At 66.0% G+C, this 18,407-nt stretch carries 13 protein-coding genes; 7 read left to right on the top strand and 6 right to left on the bottom strand.

Annotated elements, in window-relative coordinates; genetic code table 11:
* The first annotated feature begins 14 nt into the window (after window positions 1-14).
* Window positions 15-1,331, top strand: a complete 1,317-nt coding sequence (locus ABIC76_RS12970) for an MFS transporter (RefSeq protein ID WP_354534227.1) — start codon at window positions 15-17, stop codon at window positions 1,329-1,331.
* Between the two features lie 21 nt (window positions 1,332-1,352).
* Here the strand turns inward: ABIC76_RS12970 and arfB are convergent, their stop codons facing one another.
* Window positions 1,353-1,787 (bottom strand): alternative ribosome rescue aminoacyl-tRNA hydrolase ArfB, encoded by a 435-nt coding sequence (arfB, locus tag ABIC76_RS12965; RefSeq protein WP_102066885.1) that lies wholly within the window; start codon window positions 1,785-1,787, stop codon window positions 1,353-1,355.
* A gap of 43 nt (window positions 1,788-1,830) precedes the next feature.
* Here arfB and trhA point away from each other — a divergent pair, with 43 nt between their 5' ends.
* Complete coding sequence (trhA, locus tag ABIC76_RS12960; protein WP_316872634.1) at window positions 1,831-2,448, top strand: PAQR family membrane homeostasis protein TrhA; 618 nt, start codon at window positions 1,831-1,833, stop codon at window positions 2,446-2,448.
* Window positions 2,449-2,503: 55 nt separating this feature from the next.
* On the opposite strand, the gene ABIC76_RS12955 is transcribed toward trhA, so the two are convergent.
* The 4 genes from ABIC76_RS12955 to ABIC76_RS12940 form a co-directional block, all read right to left on the bottom strand.
* Entirely contained in the window at window positions 2,504-4,213 is a 1,710-nt protein-coding gene (locus tag ABIC76_RS12955) for a long-chain fatty acid--CoA ligase (protein ID WP_102066887.1), read from the bottom strand.
* Between the two features lie 151 nt (window positions 4,214-4,364).
* Window positions 4,365-5,462 (bottom strand): aminopeptidase, encoded by a 1,098-nt coding sequence (locus ABIC76_RS12950; RefSeq protein ID WP_354534226.1) that lies wholly within the window; start codon window positions 5,460-5,462, stop codon window positions 4,365-4,367.
* Between the two features lie 10 nt (window positions 5,463-5,472).
* Window positions 5,473-7,569 (bottom strand): molybdopterin-containing oxidoreductase family protein, encoded by a 2,097-nt coding sequence (locus tag ABIC76_RS12945; protein WP_102066889.1) that lies wholly within the window; start codon window positions 7,567-7,569, stop codon window positions 5,473-5,475.
* A gap of 82 nt (window positions 7,570-7,651) precedes the next feature.
* The gene (locus tag ABIC76_RS12940; protein WP_354534225.1) at window positions 7,652-8,647 is read right to left on the bottom strand and encodes a LacI family DNA-binding transcriptional regulator; all 996 of its coding nucleotides are present in this window, start codon (window positions 8,645-8,647) and stop codon (window positions 7,652-7,654) included.
* 216 nt (window positions 8,648-8,863) lie between these two features.
* Between ABIC76_RS12940 and ptsP the strand changes: the two genes are divergently transcribed.
* From ptsP to ABIC76_RS12920, 4 genes are all read left to right on the top strand, one after another.
* On the top strand, window positions 8,864-11,413 hold the full coding sequence (ptsP, locus tag ABIC76_RS12935; protein ID WP_354534224.1) for a phosphoenolpyruvate--protein phosphotransferase: 2,550 nt from the start codon (window positions 8,864-8,866) through the stop codon (window positions 11,411-11,413).
* Window positions 11,410-12,366, top strand: coding sequence for a 1-phosphofructokinase (gene pfkB, locus ABIC76_RS12930; RefSeq protein WP_354534223.1), 957 nt, complete (start codon window positions 11,410-11,412; stop codon window positions 12,364-12,366). The genes ptsP and pfkB overlap by 4 nt, the downstream gene beginning before the upstream one ends.
* A gap of 54 nt (window positions 12,367-12,420) precedes the next feature.
* Window positions 12,421-14,136: a PTS fructose transporter subunit IIC gene (locus ABIC76_RS12925; RefSeq protein WP_354534222.1), complete on the top strand. Its 1,716-nt coding sequence runs from the start codon at window positions 12,421-12,423 to the stop codon at window positions 14,134-14,136.
* 147 nt (window positions 14,137-14,283) lie between these two features.
* Window positions 14,284-15,441 (top strand): ABC transporter substrate-binding protein, encoded by a 1,158-nt coding sequence (locus ABIC76_RS12920; RefSeq protein ID WP_102066894.1) that lies wholly within the window; start codon window positions 14,284-14,286, stop codon window positions 15,439-15,441.
* A 48-nt stretch (window positions 15,442-15,489) separates the two neighbouring features.
* Here the strand turns inward: ABIC76_RS12920 and argE are convergent, their stop codons facing one another.
* A complete protein-coding gene (gene argE, locus ABIC76_RS12915) occupies window positions 15,490-16,692 on the bottom strand; it encodes an acetylornithine deacetylase (RefSeq protein ID WP_354534221.1) in 1,203 nt (400 codons plus the stop codon).
* A 263-nt stretch (window positions 16,693-16,955) separates the two neighbouring features.
* On the opposite strand from argE, the gene ABIC76_RS12910 reads away from it, so the two are divergent.
* Window positions 16,956-18,146, top strand: coding sequence for a M20 aminoacylase family protein (locus ABIC76_RS12910; protein ID WP_354534220.1), 1,191 nt, complete (start codon window positions 16,956-16,958; stop codon window positions 18,144-18,146).
* Window positions 18,147-18,407 lie beyond the last annotated feature (261 nt).

Raw genomic sequence — 18,407 nt, 5'->3', positions numbered from 1 at the left:
CCCGGGAGACCTGCATGTCCTCTTCGACTTCCTCCGCCATGGCGGCGCCCGCCGCCGATGCTGCCACGGAGGCCAGCCGCTCGCGCATCGTCTTTGCGAGCTTCATCGGCACGGCCATCGAGTTCTACGATTTCTATGTGTATGCGACGGCCGCGGCGCTGGTGATCGGCCCGGTGTTCTTCCCGCACGGATCGGCCACGGCGCAAGCGCTGTCGGCGTTCGTCACGTTCGGGATCGCATTTATCGCACGGCCGATCGGCTCGTTCCTGTTCGGCCACTTTGGCGATCGCATCGGCCGCAAATCCACGCTGGTGGCATCGTTGCTGGTGATGGGCATTTCGACCACGCTGATCGGGCTGGTGCCGGGCTACGACAGCATCGGCACACTCGCACCGATCCTGCTGTGCATCCTGCGCTTCGGCCAGGGCATCGGCTTGGGTGGCGAATGGGGCGGCGCGGCCTTGCTGGCGACCGAGAACGCGCCGGCGGGCAAGCGCGGCTGGTTTGGCATGTTTCCGCAGTTGGGACCGTCGGTCGGCTTCCTGGCATCGAACGGGCTGTTCTTTGGCCTGGCGATCGCCCTATCGGACGAGCAGTTCCGCAGCTGGGGCTGGCGCGTGCCTTTCCTGGTGAGCGCCGTGCTCGTGGCGCTCGGCCTGTATGTGCGATTGAAGATCGCCGAGACACCGGCCTTCCAGGCGGCCATCGATCGGCACGAACGCGTGAAGGTGCCCGTCGCCGAGTTGCTGGCGCGCCACTGGTGGCCGACGCTCCTGGGCGCGCTCGCCATGGTCGTCTGCTACACGCTGTTCTATATCTCGACGGTGTTTTCGCTGTCGTACGGCGTGGGTACGCTGCACTTCTCGCGCCCGAGCTTCCTGGGGCTGCTGTGCCTGGCCGTGGTGTTCATGGGGCTGGCGACGCCGCTGTCAGCGTGGGCGTCGGATCGCTTTGGCCGCAAGCCGGTGCTGATCGTCGGCATCGTCGCAGCCATCTTGTCGGGCTTCACGATGGCGCCGCTGCTGGGGAGTGGGCAGACGCCGCTGGTGGCGCTATTCCTCATCATCGAGCTGTTCCTGATGGGCGTGACCTTCGCGCCGATGGGCGCGCTGCTGCCGGAACTGTTCCCGACCAACGTGCGGTACACGGGCGCCGGCGTGTCGTACAACCTGGGCGGTATTCTCGGCGCGTCGATTGCGCCGTACATCGCCCAGAAGCTGGCTGAGCAAGGCGGCCTGAGCTGGGTCGGCATGTATGTGTCGGCGGCGGCGGTGGTCAGCCTGATCGGCGTGCTGTGCATGCGCGAGACGCGTGATACGCGGCTGATGTAAGCACCCCGCATAGCGACGCGCTTAATCCCACGAGTGGCGACCCGAGCGACCACGCTTGACGTCGCCACGCGCACGCTTGCCTTCCAGACGGCGCGTCTTGGAAGCGCGCGTAGGCTTGGTGGCGATCCGCGACTTCGGCACCGAAAGCCCCGTCACGATGAACGCGACCAGACGTTCACGCGCATCCTGGCGGTTGCGGTCCTGCGTGCGAAACCGTTGTGCATCAATCACAATCACGCCCTGGTCGGTCAAGCGGCGGTCGCGCTTTCCCAACAGGCGAGCCCGCAATGCCTCCGGCAACGACGGCGATTGGGCGATGTCAAAGCGCAGCTCCACCGCCGTCGATACCTTGTTGATGTTTTGCCCACCCGCCCCGCTTGCGCGCACAAAGCGCTCGACCAGTTCGGACTCCGGAATAGACAATTGGGGGGTGATTTTGAGATCGGTGCCAGGCATTGGGGCATTGTAGGGAGAACCCGTTTTTTCTGGAGATCAGCGTATGTATCGCGGAGAACGTTTCAACGGCTTCAGCCACCTGGCCGGGGCCATCCTTGCCGCCGCTGGCATGGCCGTTCTGGTAACGTCGTCCGCCCTGCACCACGACGCCTGGAAGGTCGTCAGCTCCGTCGTCTACGGCACGACGCTCGTCCTGCTCTACACCATCTCCACGCTGTATCACAGCGTACGCGGGCCGGCCAAAAGCATCTTCCAGCGGCTCGACTACTGCGCCATCTATCTGTTGATCGCCGGCAGCTACACGCCGTTTGCGCTGGTGACGTTGCGCGGCCCCTGGGGGTGGGCGCTGTTCGGCATCAACTGGGCGCTGGCGGCCATCGGCATTGCGCAGGAACTCTGGATCGGCCGCCGCACGCGCTTGTTCTCGCTGCTGATCTACGTGGTGATGGGCTGGCTGGTGCTGATTGCCATGGGGCCGCTGGCAGCGGCGCTCCCTGCCCCGGGCCTGTGGTGGCTGGTGGCGGGTGGCGCGCTTTACACGGCTGGCATCGGCTTCTTCCTCTTTGACGAGAAGGTGCGGCACTTCCACGGCATCTGGCACCTGTTCGTGCTGGCCGGCAGTGCGTGCCAGTTCGTCAGCATCCTGCTGTACGTCGGCTGATACGCATGAAAAAAGCCGCGATTCCTCGCGGCTTTTTTATTGCAGCTACGCAGACTCAGGCACGCTTCTTCATCGCCTCGTCGCGCAGTTCGCGGCGCAGGATCTTGCCGACGTTGGTCTTCGGCAGCTCGTTGCGGAACTCGATGAACTTCGGGCGTTTGTAGCCGGTGAGCTGGTCCTTGCAGAACTCCTGCAGCTTCTGTTCCGTGAGCGACGGATCGCGACGCACCACGAACAGCTTCACCACCTCGCCCGAATGCACGTCGGGCACGCCCACGGCGGCCACTTCCAGCACGCCCGGGCACATCGCCACCACGCCTTCGATCTCGTTCGGGTACACGTTGAAGCCCGACACCAGAATCATGTCCTTCTTGCGATCGACGATCTTGGTATAGCCGCGCTCGTCCATCACGCCCACGTCGCCGGTCTTGAAGAAGCCGTCGGCGTACATGACCTTGGCGGTCTCGTCGGGGCGCTTCCAGTAGCCAGCCATGACCTGCGGGCCGCGGATGCAGATTTCGCCCGCCTGGCCGATCGGCAAGTCGCGGCCTTCGTCGTCGCGAATGGCGATTTCCGTGCCAGGAATCGGCAAACCCACGGTGCCGGAGAACTTGTCGGTATCCGTCGGGTTGCAGATGGCCGACGGCGAGGTTTCCGACAGGCCATAGCCTTCGATGATCGGGCACCCCGTCACCTCGAGCCACTTCTTGGCCACAGCTTCCTGCACCGCCATGCCGCCACCGTTGGCCACGCGCAGATTGGAGCAGTCGACATCCTTGAATTCGGGATTGTTCAGCAGCGCGTTGTACAGCGTATTTACGGCCGGGAACATGTGGAAGCGGTACTGCTTGAGCACCTTGATGAAGCCCGGGATGTCACGCGGATTCGGGATCAGCACCGCCAGGCCGCCCTTGCGCATCGACAGCAAGCAGCACACCGTCAGCGCGAAGATGTGATACAGCGGCAGCGCGGTGATGGTGACGATCTCTTCGTCGGCGGCCAGCATGCGGCCATCGCGACCGGGCTTGGTGAGCGCCGGGTTCATCCACGCTTCCGACTGCAGCACGTTGGCGACGATGTTCCGGTGCAGCAGCGTCGCCCCCTTCGACACGCCGGTCGTGCCACCCGTGTATTGCAGGAAGGCCACGTCGTCGGGGCCGACGGAAGTTGGCTTGAGCGTCTGCTTGGCGCCCTCTTCCAGCGCGGTGTTGAAGCGGATGCAGTTGGGCAGTTCCCACGCCGGCACCATCTTCTTGACGCTGCGCACGACGAAATTGACCAGCATGCCCTTCAGCCCGCCGAGCATGTCGCCCATGCTGGCCACCACGATGTGCTTGACCGGCGTATTGGGCAGCACCTGCTGCAGCGTCGTCGCGAAGTTCTCCAGGATGATGATGGCTTCGGCGCCGCTGTCCTTGAGCTGGTGTTCGAGTTCGCGCGGGGTGTAAAGCGGGTTGACGTTGACGACCACATAGCCGGCACGCAGTACGGCGGCCAGCGCCACCGGATACTGCAGCACGTTCGGCATCATCAGCGCGACGCGTGCGCCAGGTGCGAGACCGCGCGATTGCAGCCACGCCGCCAGTTGGCGCGAGAGCGTATCCAGCTCGCCGTAGGTCAGCACCTTGCCCATGCATTCGAATGCACGGCGGTTGCGGTTCTTCTGGAAAGAATCCTCAAGCAGATGGGCCAGCGATCGATACTGCGACGCATCGATCTCGGCCGGTACCCCGGCGGGATACTGCTTCAGCCACGGCTTATCCATGGGCGTGTCTCCTGGCGATTGTCGATTTTTTTCGAATGGTCGTTCGTTTTTTTCGGCATCCTACGCGGATGTCTGTGTCAAAACAATAACTTAGACGGTTCCCTCAGCCCGCCTGCCCCGCTTGAAACTAGTGCAGAAACCGCTGTTGGCATCACTTTTGCGTGATGCCGGCCGACGTCGCCATCGCGGGCGGCGCCAGCAATCGCAGGGCGGCCTCGCGTTGCGGTTTGGACTCGCGCGCCATGGCTTTGACGTCGGCATAGAAGCGCGCCCAGTCGCCGCCATCACGGTGGTACAGCGCCGTGAACGCCGGCACCCATTCCAGGTAGCTTGCGACAGCGCCCAGATGCGCATTCGACAGCGGCTGCGCGAACCAGCGGTCGTAACCGGTATAACCGCCCCAGCTTGCCTTGAGCTTGGCGTAATCGGCCTGCAGGCTCGCGAAGATGGCGCGTTTTCCGGCGCGCTTCTGGTCGTCCGACACCGGGCTGGCATACAGCGTCTCAAGCCGGTTGCGGTACTCCAGCAGCAGGGCGCGGAATTGTACGCGGCGGGCGTCGTACGTGGCGTATTCCGCGCGAATTTCCGGCGTGGCGGCATCGGCCAGCCAGCGTTCGACGCCGATGGTTTCCACGGCGGTGGCAAACGATTCGTTGAACGCGGTATCGCCCTTGGCGTAGACGACCTGATGCGCCAACTCATGAAAAATCAGCCGCGCCAGCTCGCCTTCCGGCAGGCCGACGAAGGTGTTGAGCAGCGGGTCGTCGAAATAACCCAGTGTGGAATACGCAGGAATGCCGGCCACATCCACGTCCAGGCCTTGGGCGCGCAAGGTGTCGGCGTAGGCCATGGCGGCGTTCCGGTCGTAGTACCCGCGATACGTCACGCAGCCGACGACGAGGAAACACCATTCCTTGAGCTTGACCGACAGCTCCGGCGCGGCAAACACGTTCCACACCGCGAACGGGCGCTTGAGATTGGCGTAGACGCGATAGCTGCCGTTGTCGGGCAGGCCCAGCTCGCGCGACGCATAGATGCGGATGCTGCGCGCATCCTCCAGGCGTTTGGCGAGCTTGTCGTTGTGAGCCTGCCGGGCGTTGTCGATCGCCTGGTCGATCGACTCGCGCTGCGCCATCAGCGAGAGATGTCCGCTGACCGACTGGTAGTAATAACCGACGGTGTCGCAACCGGCGAGCAACGCCGAACCGGCAAACGACAGCGCAAGGCACAGCGCGCGTGCGGCACGCATGATGGTTCCGTCAGGCGGCCTGTGCCAACGGCGCGACCTCGACCAGGCAATCGTAGAAGGTGGGCGCGCGCCCCATGTCGGTCAGGCGCTGGCTGGTCAGCTCGTTGGCGTTGGTGCCGTCCGGCGCGAGCTTCTTCCACCAGATCGACAGGCCGACGACCACGCCGCGCCGCGCACGGTCGGTCACGCGGGCGCGCGCCTGCATGGTGCCGCGATCGTTGAAGATGCGGACAAGCTCGCCATCAATGACGCCGCGCGCATTGGCATCGTCGGGATGGATGTCGAGATGCGGCTCGCCTTCGGTGTTGCGCAGGCTGTCGACGTTGACGAAGGTCGAGTTCAGGAAGTTACGCGCCGGCGGCGAGATCATCGACAGCGGATAACGCTTCGCCAGCTCAGGCGTGCTGATCGCCGACTCATGCGGCGGCACATAGCCGGGCAGCGGGTCAAGACCGTCCTTGGCCATCTGTTCGGAATAGAACTCGCAGCGGCCCGACGGCGTGCGATAGCCGCCATGAGCCAGCGGCGCGGCCGGGTGCGCCAGCTTTTGCCAGCCCTCGCGCTTGAGCGTGGCCCAGTCGATGTGCGCGGCGGCCGGGTCGTCGCGGCGCACGGCCTGGCTGGCGATGTCGTCGTCCGAGTCGGCAAAGCAGGCGTCGTTAAAGCCCATGCGCTTGGCAATGCGGCGGAAGATCTCCGTGTTCGGCAGCGACTGCCCCATGGGCGCGATGGCAGCGTTGTTGGCCAGCACGTAGGTGTGGCCGTACGCCTTGTGCACATCGACATGTTCGAGCTGCGTGGTGGCGGGCAGGAGGATGTCGGCGTAGTCGGCGGTGTCGGTCTGGAAATGCTCCAGCACCACGGTGAAGAGGTCTTCGCGCGCAAAGCCGGCGGCGACCTTGCGCGAGTCCGGCGCCACCGCCACGGGGTTGCTGTTGTAGACGACCACCGCCTCGACCTTCGGGCCGAACGATGCGTCGCCCGCATGCAGCAGCGCATCGCCGATGGTGCTCATGTTGATCGTGCGCGGCAGCGCGGGCCAGCTTGGCAGCAGGTCAGGACGCTGCAGCTTCGCATTGTCGATGGGGAAGAAACCCGACGTCGACAGCTGCAGCCCGCCCGCTGCATCGCGCCACGCGCCCACCAGCGACGGCAGGCATGCGACCGCGCGCACCCCCTGCCCGCCGCCATGCGCACGCTGCATGCCGTAGTTCAGGCGAATGGCCGCGGGCTGCTCGTCGCGCACGACGGTCGTGCCGTACAGCTTGGCGAGCCATTCGATATCCGCCGCGTCCACCCCGCACAGCGTCGCTGCGTATTCCGGCGTGTATTGCTGCGCGCGCTCACGCAGCGCCTCGAAACCGAGCGTGTGATCGGCGATGTAGTCGTGGTCGAGCAGATCATCGCGGATCAACACGTGGATCATCGCCAGCGCCAGCGCTGCATCGGTACCGGGGCGCAGCGCCAGATGGCGATGGCACTTCTCGGCCGTCAGCGAGCGATACGGATCGATGGCAACGAGCGTGGCGCCGCGCCGTTTGGCTTCCTGCGCGCGCGTCCAGAAATGCAGGTTCGACGCGATCGGATTGGCGCCCCAGATCAGGATCAGCTTGGCGTCCTGCACGTGCTCGATGTCCATGCCGAGGCTCGCACCATAGGTGTAGCGCAGGGCTGTCGCACCGGCCGATGCGCAGATTGTGCGATCCAGCAGCGACGCGCCCAGCTTGTGGAAAAAACGCGCAGCCATGCTTTCGCCCTGCACCAGGCCCATCGTCCCGGCGTAGCTGTACGGAAGGATGGCCTCCGGGTTGCGCGCAGCAATGTCGCCCAGGCGCGTGGCGATGGTGTCGATGGCCTCGTCCCACGAAATCGGTTCGAACTTGCCCTCGCCCTTGGCGCCCACACGCTTCATCGGCGTCAACAAGCGGTTTGGGTGGTACGTGCGCTCGGCATACCGATTGACCTTGGTGCACAGCACACCGGCGGTGGTCGGGTGGTCCGGGTCGCCCTGCACGCGGGTGGCACGGCCGTCCTCGACAGTGACGAGCAAGGCGCAGGTGTCGGGGCAGTCGTGCGGGCAGGCAGCACGGATGACTTGGGTGGACATCAGGGGGCTCCGGAGTGGGTGGCGGCGGGTGCATGTCGGCGTTGTCGCACCGCCGCGAGTATCCGGAAATTGTAATCGCCCGCTAGGGGCTTCGCAGCGGCGTGGAGCCGCGCGTGACGAGCCGCCCCGTCAACAGCACGCGGCGCGTCGGCAAGGTGGGTTGCGCGAGGCGCTCCTGCAGCATCGCCATTGCCATGCGACCGATGTCGTAGACCGGTTGCTCGATCACGGTGATGCCCGGGCCGGCGAGTTCTGTCCAGGGCTCGTTGTCGAAGCCCGCCACGGCGATGTCACGCGGCACGTCGAGCGACAGCCGCCGCAACGCACGCAGCACGCCGAGCAGCGATTGCGCGTTACTCGCGACCAGCGCGTCGGGGCGATCACCTTCCGTGCCGGACAGCCACGCCAGCGTCTCAGCCTCCGCGGCCTCGGCGGTCGGCAGGATGAAGCGTGCCTCGGCGGTGATGCCGTGGCGTGCCAGCGCCGTCGCGAATCCGGCTTGACGCTCAGCGCCTGTGCTGCTCGTCCGCCCGAACAGCCCACCGATACGCCGGTAACCCTGCGCGGCGAGGTGCTCGGCCAGCGTTTGTGCGGCTTGCTGGTTGTCGAGCACGACGGCATCGGTGCCGCATGTGGGGCCGGCGCGGTCGATCAGCACGACCGGGTAGCCGAGGTCCACGGGTTGCTGCGCTTCGGCAATGCCGCGCGTCGGCGAGAGGATCACGCCAGTCACGCGCTCCTCTTCCATCAGGCGCAGGTACATCGCTTCCTTCTCGGGGTCTTCGTCGGAATTGCAGAGGATGACGCGCAGGCCAGCCGCGTAGGCTGCGTCTTCCACGGCCCGGCTGACGCCGGTGAAGAACGGATTGCGGATGTCGGAGACGATCAGCCCGACGGTCTGCGCCTGCTGCGAGCGCAGCCGCCGCGCCGACAGGTTCGGCCGATACCCCGACGCCGCCACCGCCGCATCGACACGCCGGCGCAGTTCTGCGCTCACGGGGCCGCCAGCAAGCGCACGCGACACGGTGGCCACCGACACCCCCGCTGCCGCCGCCACGTCCTTGATTCGAACCGTCATACTGAAATCGTTTCCAAAGAAAGCGTCATCATAGCGAAGGAGCGCACCCCCACCAATGCTCGAAGCACCTAGGGAAAACCCCGTAAATACCGGGATAGACGTCACTTTGTGTCGCGACGCACATTGACACCCCAACTGTAATCGATTTCAATTCGCGATCATCGACGACACGCATGCCGGGCCTTGGAGCACGGCAGCCGCAGGAGACCCCGCCGCATGGCTTCCGCCCTGATCTGCGCCGAACGCATCCGTCTGCAACAACGCGCCACCGACAAGGAAAGCGCCATCCGCGCCGCCGGCCAATTGCTGGCCGACGCCGGCTGCATCGACCCCGCCTATATCGACAGCCTTTTGCGCCGCGAAACGGTGGCCAACACGTTTCTCGGCCACGGCGTCGCCATTCCGCACGGCATGGGCGAGGACCGTCACCTGATCCGCCAGACCGGCATTGCGGTGCTGCAGTTTCCTGACGGGCTGGAGTGGCACCCGGGCCAGACGACGCACCTGGTATTTGCCATCGCCGCGCAGTCGGACGAACACATCACGCTGCTGCGCCGGCTGACGCGGCTGCTGAATGACGATGCGCGCCTGCGGCAGCTCTTCACCACGCAGAATGCTGAAGAGCTTGTCGCCGCACTCTCCAGCGACGCGCCCGCGCCCGCCGCCGGCACACCAGGCACCGACCTCGCCGAGCAGCGCACCTTGACGCTGGAATACCCGAGCGGTCTGCACGCGCGTCCGGCCGCGCAGTGGGTCGAAACCGCGCGTCGCTTTGCCGCGCGGGTGCAAGTCCGCCATGGCGACGAAACCGCCGATGCAAAGAATCTCGTGGCGTTGCTGCAATTGGGGCTGGCGGCCGGCGCCAAACTCAGTCTCTCTGCGGAAGGCCCCGACGCCGGGGCCGCGCTCGACGCGCTGCTGCAGACCATCCGAGGCCTGACGGCGCAGGAGCGCGCTCAGGCGGCGCGCGACACGCAGGCGGCTCGCACGCGCCAGACCGCGCACGGCTGGCAAGCCGACACGGCGCTGCCCGCCATCGGCGGCATTGCGGCGAGCCCCGGCTTGGCGATCGGCCCCATCCACGTGTTGCAGCACGGCGCGTCGACCGTGCCCGATCATCCCGTCGCACTCACCACCGGCGGCGACCTGCTGGACCAGGCGCTGGCCAGCACGCGCGCGGAGCTGGAAGCCCTGGCGCGCGACACCGCCGCCCGTCTGGGCGAAGCCGAAGCGGGCATCTTCAAGGCGCAGGCTGAACTGCTGGGCGACACCGATCTCATGACGCTGACATGCCAGGCGATGGTCGAAGGCCACGGGGTGGCGTGGTCCTGGCATCAGGCCGTCGAGCGCCTCGCCGAGCGGCTGGGCGCGCTGGGTAATCCGCTGCTGGCCGCGCGCGCGGCCGACTTGCGCGACGTGGGACGGCGTGTGCTGGGCCATATCGATCCGTCGCTGCGCAGTGCAGCGCAGACCCTGCCCGACACACCCTGCATCCTGGTGGCGGCGGACCTGTCGCCTTCGGATACGGCGGCGCTCGACACGCGACGCATCATCGGCATCGTCACGGCGCAAGGCGGTCCGACCTCGCACACGGCCATCCTGACGCGCACGCTGGGCATCCCGGCCGTCGTGGCCGCCGGCCCGGCCGTGCTCGATGTGGCGACGGGCACGCAGGCCATCATCGACGGCACGGGCGGCCGTCTGGTGCTCGATCCCGATGACGCCAGCATCGCGAGCGCCCGCGCATGGCTGCAGGAAGACGCCGCGCGCACGCAGCGTGAGGAGGCGGAGCGAGGCCTGCCCGCGCGCACGCGTGACGGCCACACGGTGGAGATCGCCGCCAACGTCAACCTGCCGGCACAAGCGGTCGAAGCGCTCACGCTCGGTGCGGAAGGCGTCGGCCTGATGCGCACCGAATTCCTGTTCCTCGAACGCGACCACGCGCCGGACGAAGACACGCAATACGCGGTCTACGCCGACATGCTCAAAGCCCTTGGCGGCCGTCCGCTGATCGTGCGCACGCTGGATATCGGCGGCGACAAGCAGGTCCCGCATCTGAACCTGCCGACGGAAGAGAACCCGTTCCTCGGCGTGCGCGGTGCGCGCCTGCTGCTGCGCCGCGCCGACCTCATGGAGCCGCAACTGCGCGCACTCTATCGGGCGGCCCGCGATGCCGGAAATACCGGCCATAGCGCGGTGCTGTCGATCATGTTCCCGATGATCACGTCATTGGAGGAGGTGACCGCCCTGCGCGCCGCGTGCGAACGCATCCGCGCAGAACTCGACGCGCCGACGGTGCCGCTGGGCATCATGGTGGAAGTGCCAGCCGCCGCACTGCTGGCCGATCGGCTGGCCGAACACGTCGACTTCTTCTCCATCGGAACGAACGACCTCACGCAATACACGCTGGCGATCGATCGCCAGCACCCCGACCTCGCCGCCGAGGCCGACAGCCTGCACCCGAGCGTGCTGCGTCTGATTCAGCAGACGGTGCAAGGCGCCGCGCGCCACGGGCGCTGGGTCGGCGTGTGCGGCGGGCTGGCCGGAGACCCGTTCGGCGCGCTGCTGCTGACAGGGCTTGGCGTGCACGAATTGTCGATGAGCCCGCGCGATATTGCCCCGGTCAAGGCGCGGCTGCGCGAGGCGCACGCCCGCGCGCTGTCGCAGCTCGCAGAACGCGCGCTGGCCTGTGCCTCCGCCCAGGAAGTGCGCGCCCTGGAAACCGCCTTCCCGATGCAGGCTGGTGGCGAGGAGAAGGCCGCATGAGCCGCCAATCGCGCATCGTCACCGTCACGCTCAACCCGGCCATCGACATGACTGTCGGGCTGGAGCGTCTCGAACGCGGCCGCGTCAACATCGGCCGCAGCGTCACGCAACAGGCCGGCGGCAAGGGCGTCAACGTCGCAGCCTGCCTCGCCGACTGGCAGGTTCCGGTGATTGCGACGGGCCTTCTCGGCGACGCCAATGCCGAACTGTTCGAGGCGCTGTTTGCGCGCAAGGGCGTGGTGGACGGCTTCTGCCGCGTGCCCGGCACCAATCGCACCAACATCAAGATCAGCGACCAGGCAGACGGGCAGACCACCGACATCAATCTGCCCGGCATTGACGCCACGCCCGCCGACTTCGACGCGCTGTGCGAACGCATTGACGGGCTCTCCGACATGGCGGGCGCGGCGCTGTGCGGCAGCCTGGCCGGTGGCTTGCCGCCGGATGCCTATGTGACATTGCTGGCACGGCTCAACCGCCGCGGCGTACCGACCTTGGTCGACACGAGCGGCGCCCCGCTCGCACAGGTCTTGGCTGCACCACGCGACGCGCTGCCGACGGCCATCAAGCCCAATCGGCACGAACTGGAACTGTGGGCGGGCACATCGCTGCCGACGCTGGCTGAAACGGCGGACGTGGCGCGCGCCATCCACGCGCGGGGCGTGGCGCAGGTCATCGTCTCGCTCGGCGAAGACGGCGCGCTGTTCGTCACGGCAGACGGCACGTGGCAAGCGAGCCTGCCGCCGGTGCGGGCCGCCAGTACCGTCGGCGCGGGTGACGCCATGGTGGCCGGCGTGCTGGCCGGCTGGCATGCCGGTGCCGGCATGGAAGAGACCGTGCGCCTTTCGGTGGCCTTTGCCGCATGCAAGCTGCAGCGTCTGGGGCCGCACCTCCCCGCCCCTGGCGAAGTGCGCGAATGCGCCGCCGCCGTCCAGATGCAGCGCGTGGCCTGACGCCCCGACCAACCATCGCATCGCCACACGCTCAACGCATTCAAGGAGCCGATCATGGCAAACCTGTTGGCAATTCTCGGTGCGGACGGCCGCACCACCCGCGCGATGCTCGCCGGCGCGGCCCTGCGCCACGCGGCGCGCGAATCCGGCTACAAGCTCGACGTCGACGTGCGCGGCCCGGACATCACCTCCGTGGTTGACACCGCGGCGCTGGCCACCGCCGAGGCCGTCGTCTGGGCCGGCCTGTCGCCCGATGCCGCCGCTCGTCACGCCAATCCGCGCACGCTTGAAGTCACGCTCGACGAGGTGTTGGCCGACGCGCGGGCGGTGCTGGCGCGCGTTATGCATAACGCCTCACCCTCGCCGGAATCGGGTGTGCAAGCTCGGCGCATTGTCGCCATCACGTCGTGCCCGACCGGCATCGCGCACACCTTCATGGCCGCCGAGGCGCTCACGCAGGCCGCCGGCGCGCTCGGCCACACGATCCACGTGGAAACGCAGGGCTCGGTTGGCGCACAGAACACGCTGTCGGCCGATGCCATCGCGAGTGCGGATCTCGTGCTGATCGCCGCAGACACGCAGGTGGACCTGTCGCGCTTTGCCGGCAAGCGCGTCTTCCGCGCCGGCACCAAAGCCGCCATCCATGACGGGCAGGCGCTGATCCGCCGCGCCTTCGATGAGGCCGCCGTGGAATCCTCCGGGGCGGCCCAATCGACGCGGACCGCGGGCGCGGCTGCGGAACAGCAGCGCACCGGCCCGTACAAGCACCTGATGACCGGCGTGTCCTTCATGCTGCCGTTCGTGGTGGCGGGGGGCATCCTGATTGCGCTGGCGTTCGCCCTCGGCGGCATCTACGTGACGGACGCCTCGGCCAGCCACACGCTTGGCGGCGCGCTGTTCCAGATCGGTGCCAAGTCCGCGTTTGCGTTGATGGTGCCCGTGCTCGCCGGATACATCGCGTATTCGATCGCCAGCCGTCCGGGCATCGCACCGGGGATGGTCGGAGGCATGCTGGCCGCCAGCCTGGGGGCCGGGTTTCTTGGCGGCATCGTCGCCGGGTTCGTCGCTGGCTATGGCACCGAGGCGCTCAACCGCTGGCTGAAGCTGCCGCGCAACCTGGAAGGGCTGAAACCCGTGCTGATCCTGCCCGTGCTCGGCTGCCTGCTGACGGGCCTGGTGATGCTGTATGTGGTCGGCGCGCCGGTTGCCGCGCTGTTGGCGTCCCTGACCGCCTGGCTGCGCGGCATGCAAGGCGCCAACGCGGTCCCGCTGGGCGCTCTGCTGGGCGGCATGATGGCCTTCGACATGGGCGGCCCCATCAACAAAGCGGCGTATGCCTTCAGCACCGGGCTGATCGGCGCGCAGGTCTATACGCCCATGGCAGCCACGATGGCCGCGGGCATGACGCCGCCGCTGGGCATCGCGCTGGCGGCGTGGCTGTTCCCGTCGCGGTTCACGCCAGACGAACGCCAGGCGGCGCGCGCCACCGCCGTGCTCGGCCTCGCCTTCATTAGCGAGGGGGCGATCCCGTATGCCGCGCGCGACCCGTTCCGCGTCATTCCCGCGCTCGTGGCGGGTTCAGCCTGCGCAGGCGCGCTGTCGATGCTGTTTGGGGTGGAGCTGCGCGTGCCGCACGGCGGGGCGTTCGTGCTGCCGATCCCGAACGCGGTCACGCACCTGGGCGGCTACGTGGCGGCGCTGGTTGCCGGCACCGTCGTCACGGCCGCGCTGCTGGCGGTGATGAAGCGACGGGTGGCCGAAGGCGCCTGAAACGCCCCCCGCATGAAGGAAAGCGAGCACATCGCGCGCCTTCTCTGTCTCAAAAAGGCTCAAAAGCGACGCAACCCGCCCGATTCTGTTTGCCTCCCCTGCCCGTTTAGCTATGATGCCGGGCAAATCAACTCTCGGGGGAGAGCAATGCAATCTCGCAGAATCACCGCGCTGCTGGCCATGTTCGCAGCGGGCATCGTCGGCATGGCGTCGGGCGGCGCGCACGCCGAAACAGGCGTAACGAACGACGCAATCATCGTCGGCCAATCGGCGCCGATGAGCGGCCCGGCGGCACAGCTCGGTCAGCAGATGAACCGCGGCGCCCAGCTTTACTTCAACGCCGTCAATGCAGCAGGCGGCGTCAACGGTCGCAAGATCGAGCTGAAGGTGCTCGACGATTTCTACGAGCCTGATGCGACGGCCCGCAACACCAAGACGCTGATCGACGACACCAAAGTCTTTGCGCTGTTCGGCTACGTCGGCACACCGACGAGCCTCGCGGCGCTGAAGATCGCCAACCCGGCGGGCGTGCCGTTTTTTGCGCCGTACTCCGGCGCAACAGCACTGCGCGAGCCGTTCGCGCGTAACGTATTTCACGTGCGTGCCGGATACAACGATGAAACCGCCGCCATCGTGCAGCAGATCCGCACGACCGGCCTCAGGCGCATCGCCGTGGTCTACAACGACGATGCGTACGGCAAGGCCGGGCTGGACGGCGTGGAGCACGCGCTGAAGCTTCCCGCCAACCAGGGCGTGTCGCTGGCCGCAAAGGCGAGCGTGGTGCGCAACACCACTGACGTGAAGGGTGCCATTGGGACCGTGCTTGCGCAGAAGCCGGATGCCATCGTCGTCATCAGCGCTTACCAGACCGTGGCGGCGCTGGTGAAAGGCGCCCAGGAACAGGGGTACGCGGGCCAGTTCTACAACGTATCGTTCGTCGGGACCAAGGCGCTGGCCAATACGCTGGGCAAGGCCGGCGGTGGTGTGATCATCTCACAGGTGATGCCGTATCCGTATAGCGGTGCGTCGCCGCTGGTGCGCGACTACCAGAAGCTGCTGAAGTCCGACGGCATTACCGATTTCGACTACGGAAGCATCGAAGGCTACGTCGCCGCGCGCGTCTTCGTCGAAGGTCTCAAGCGTGCCGGCCGGGACCTGACGCGCGAGAAGTTCATCGGGGCGCTCGAGTCGATGGGCAATTACGACGTGGGGGGCTTCAACGTGAACTTCTCGCCATCCAACCATGTCGGCTCGAAATTCGTTGAGATGACGATCATCAATTCGAACGGCCAGGTCATCCGCTGAACGGGCATCGCACAAAAAGAAACCGGGCCATGTGCCCGGTTTTTTTGTTCAGGCCGGCAGCAATTGCGGTTGCCGTTGGGCGAGGCGCCGCATGAACGCTTCACACTGCGCGATCTGCGCGAGTTCGATGTACTCGTTCGGCTTGTGCGCCTGCTCGATATTGCCCGGGCCGCACACGACCGTCGGGATGCCCGCGCGCGAGAACAGACCCGCCTCCGTCCCATAGTCGACCTTGCCGACCGCGGCCCGGCTATCAGCCAGCGCTTGTGCCAGCGCAACCAACTCGTGCGAGGGGGCGATCGACAAGCCGGGCGTATTGGCCTTCATGGCGAAGCTGATGTCAGCGTCAGCGGAAATCTCGCGCATCTGCGGCAGCAGCGTCTGCTGGGCATAGCGCTCCACCTCGCCGAAAAGCCAATCCGGATCGGTGCCCGGCAGATAGCGGAAATCGAAGGTGAATTCGCAATCGCGGGGCACCACGTTGGTGGCAATACCGCCTTTGATCGTGCCCGTATTCAGCGTCGTGTGGGGCACGACAAAGGCGGCGTCGCGCGCCTCTTCCGCCGCCAGACGCGCGGCCAGCGAGCGGATATGCGCGATCAGCAGCGCCGCAAACTCGATCGCATTCACACCCTGCGGCGTCAACGCGGAATGCGCTTCCTTGCCTCGCACGCAGCATCGGTATTCGCGCTTGCCCTTGTGCGCAATGATGGCCCGCATCGACGTGGGTTCGCCGACGATGCAACCGGCCGGCTGAATGCCGCTGGCTTCGAGGTCACGCAGTAGGCTGCGCACGCCCACGCAACCGATCTCTTCGTCATACGACAGCGAGAGATGAAAACTGGCGTCGCCCTCCGCCGCCATGAACGCCGGCACATTTGCGAGCGCCACGGCAATGAAGCTCTTCATGTCGGCCGTGCCACGCCCGTACAGGCGACCGTCGCGGATTTGTGCCTCGAACGGGTTCGTAACCCACGGCTGGCCATCGACGGGCACCACATCGGTATGCCCCGACAGCACGAGCCCCGGCTTGCGGCCCGGCGACAACGTCGCAAACAGGTTCGCCTTACCGCCCGTGGCGTCATACGTCAGCCGGCATTCCGCGCCCTGCGCGCGCAAGCGATCGCGCACCCACTCGATCAATCCGAGGTTCGAATTGCGGCTCACGGTATCGAACGCCACCAGCGTGCGGATCAATTGCAGAACTTCGTCGGAGGGCTGCGATGCAGCAGCGATAACGTCGGCGGACATGATGGGCTCGGAGTCGTTCACAAAGCGGGCAAGACCGCGGCGGGAAGCCGGCATCGGCCGCGCGGTCAATTGGCGAACCTCCAGTGTAGGCGTTTCGGCCGCCCCGCTTCGTCTGTACGCGCGGGCGCACAAACCGTTGTGCGGGCAATCCATACGCAACTGCATGGGCGGATCAAGCAATCGGCTGAGTGCGGGTCGAAAATCGCCCTTCGGCGTATCATCGAACGTGACTCCGAACTTTCAGCCAGAACACGAGCATCCTCATGAAGCTGATCCCAGAAATCCAAGCCGCGCAGCCCGAGATCCAGGCGCTGCGACGCGACATCCACGCGCATCCCGAACTCTGCTTCGAAGAACAGCGCACCTCCGATCTGGTCGCTGCCAAGCTCGCCGAATGGGGCATCGAAGTGCATCGGGGCCTGGGCAAGACCGGCCTGGTCGGTGTCATCCGCAACGGTGAAGGCAAGAGCATCGGCCTGCGCGCCGATATGGACGCCCTGCCGCTTGCGGAGGCCAACGAGTTCGAGCATCGCTCCAAGCACGACGGCAAGATGCACGCGTGCGGTCACGATGGCCACACTGCGATGCTGCTTGGTGCGGCGCATTACTTGGCTAAACATCGCAATTTCAGCGGCACCGTCAACCTCATCTTCCAGCCTGCCGAAGAAGGCGGCGGCGGCGCGCGCGAGATGATCAAGGACGGCCTGTTCGATCGTTTTCCATGCGACGCCGTCTTTGGCCTGCACAACTGGCCGGGCGTTCCGGTCGGTGCATTCGGGACGCGTGCCGGCGCGCTGATGGCGTCGAGCAACGAATTCCGCATCACGATCAAAGGCAAAGGGGCGCACGCAGCGCTACCGCACAACGGCAACGACCCGGTGTTTGTCGGCGCTCAGGTGGTCTCGGCGTTGCAAGGCATCATTACGCGCAACAAGCGGCCAATCGACACGGCCGTCCTTTCCGTCACCCAGTTCCATGCCGGCGATGCGACCAACATCATCCCGAATGAAGCCTGGATCGGCGGCACGGTGCGCACGTTCTCCACTGAAGTGCTCGACCTCATCGAGCGCCGCATGGAAGAAGTCTCCAAAGGCATCGCCTCCGCATACGATTGCACGGTCGACTTCGTCTTTCACCGCAACTACCCGCCGACCGTCAACACGGAAGCCGAAACGCAATTCGCCGCGGCCGTCATGCGCGAACTCGTCGGTGTGGATAACGTTGATTCCAATATCGATCCGACCATGGGTGCAGAAGATTTCTCGTTCATGCTGATCGAGAAGCCTGGCTGCTTCGCCTTCATCGGCAACGGTGATGGCGACCACCGCGAGCAAGGGCATGGGCTCGGCCCTTGCATGCTGCACAACCCCAGCTATGACTTCAACGACGAGTTGCTGCCGCTGGGCGCCACGTATTGGGTTCGTCTCGTTGAGAAATTCCTGACACGCAGCTAATCACTCAGCTACTCGCATAAGCGCAAAAAGCCTCCATTCGGAGGCTTTTTTGTTTGATGCGCACTCGCACTGCAATGAGCCGATCTGATTCACGGCCTAGGATGCGCCAGGAGGAGCTGGATATCGAAGTTGAACGCGCAAAGGCAAACACCCCAGCTCTGTGTTGGAGCTGGGGTGTTTAGATGGAGAGCCTGGCGATGACCTACTTTCACACGGGAATCCGCACTATCATCGGCGCGGAGTCGTTTCACGGTCCTGTTC

Source organism: Ralstonia sp. 1138 (genome assembly GCF_040544795.1).
Classification (GTDB): domain Bacteria; phylum Pseudomonadota; class Gammaproteobacteria; order Burkholderiales; family Burkholderiaceae; genus Ralstonia; species Ralstonia flatus.
Note: the sequence above shows the minus strand (reverse complement) of the source record. Positions and strands in the feature narration are given on the sequence as shown.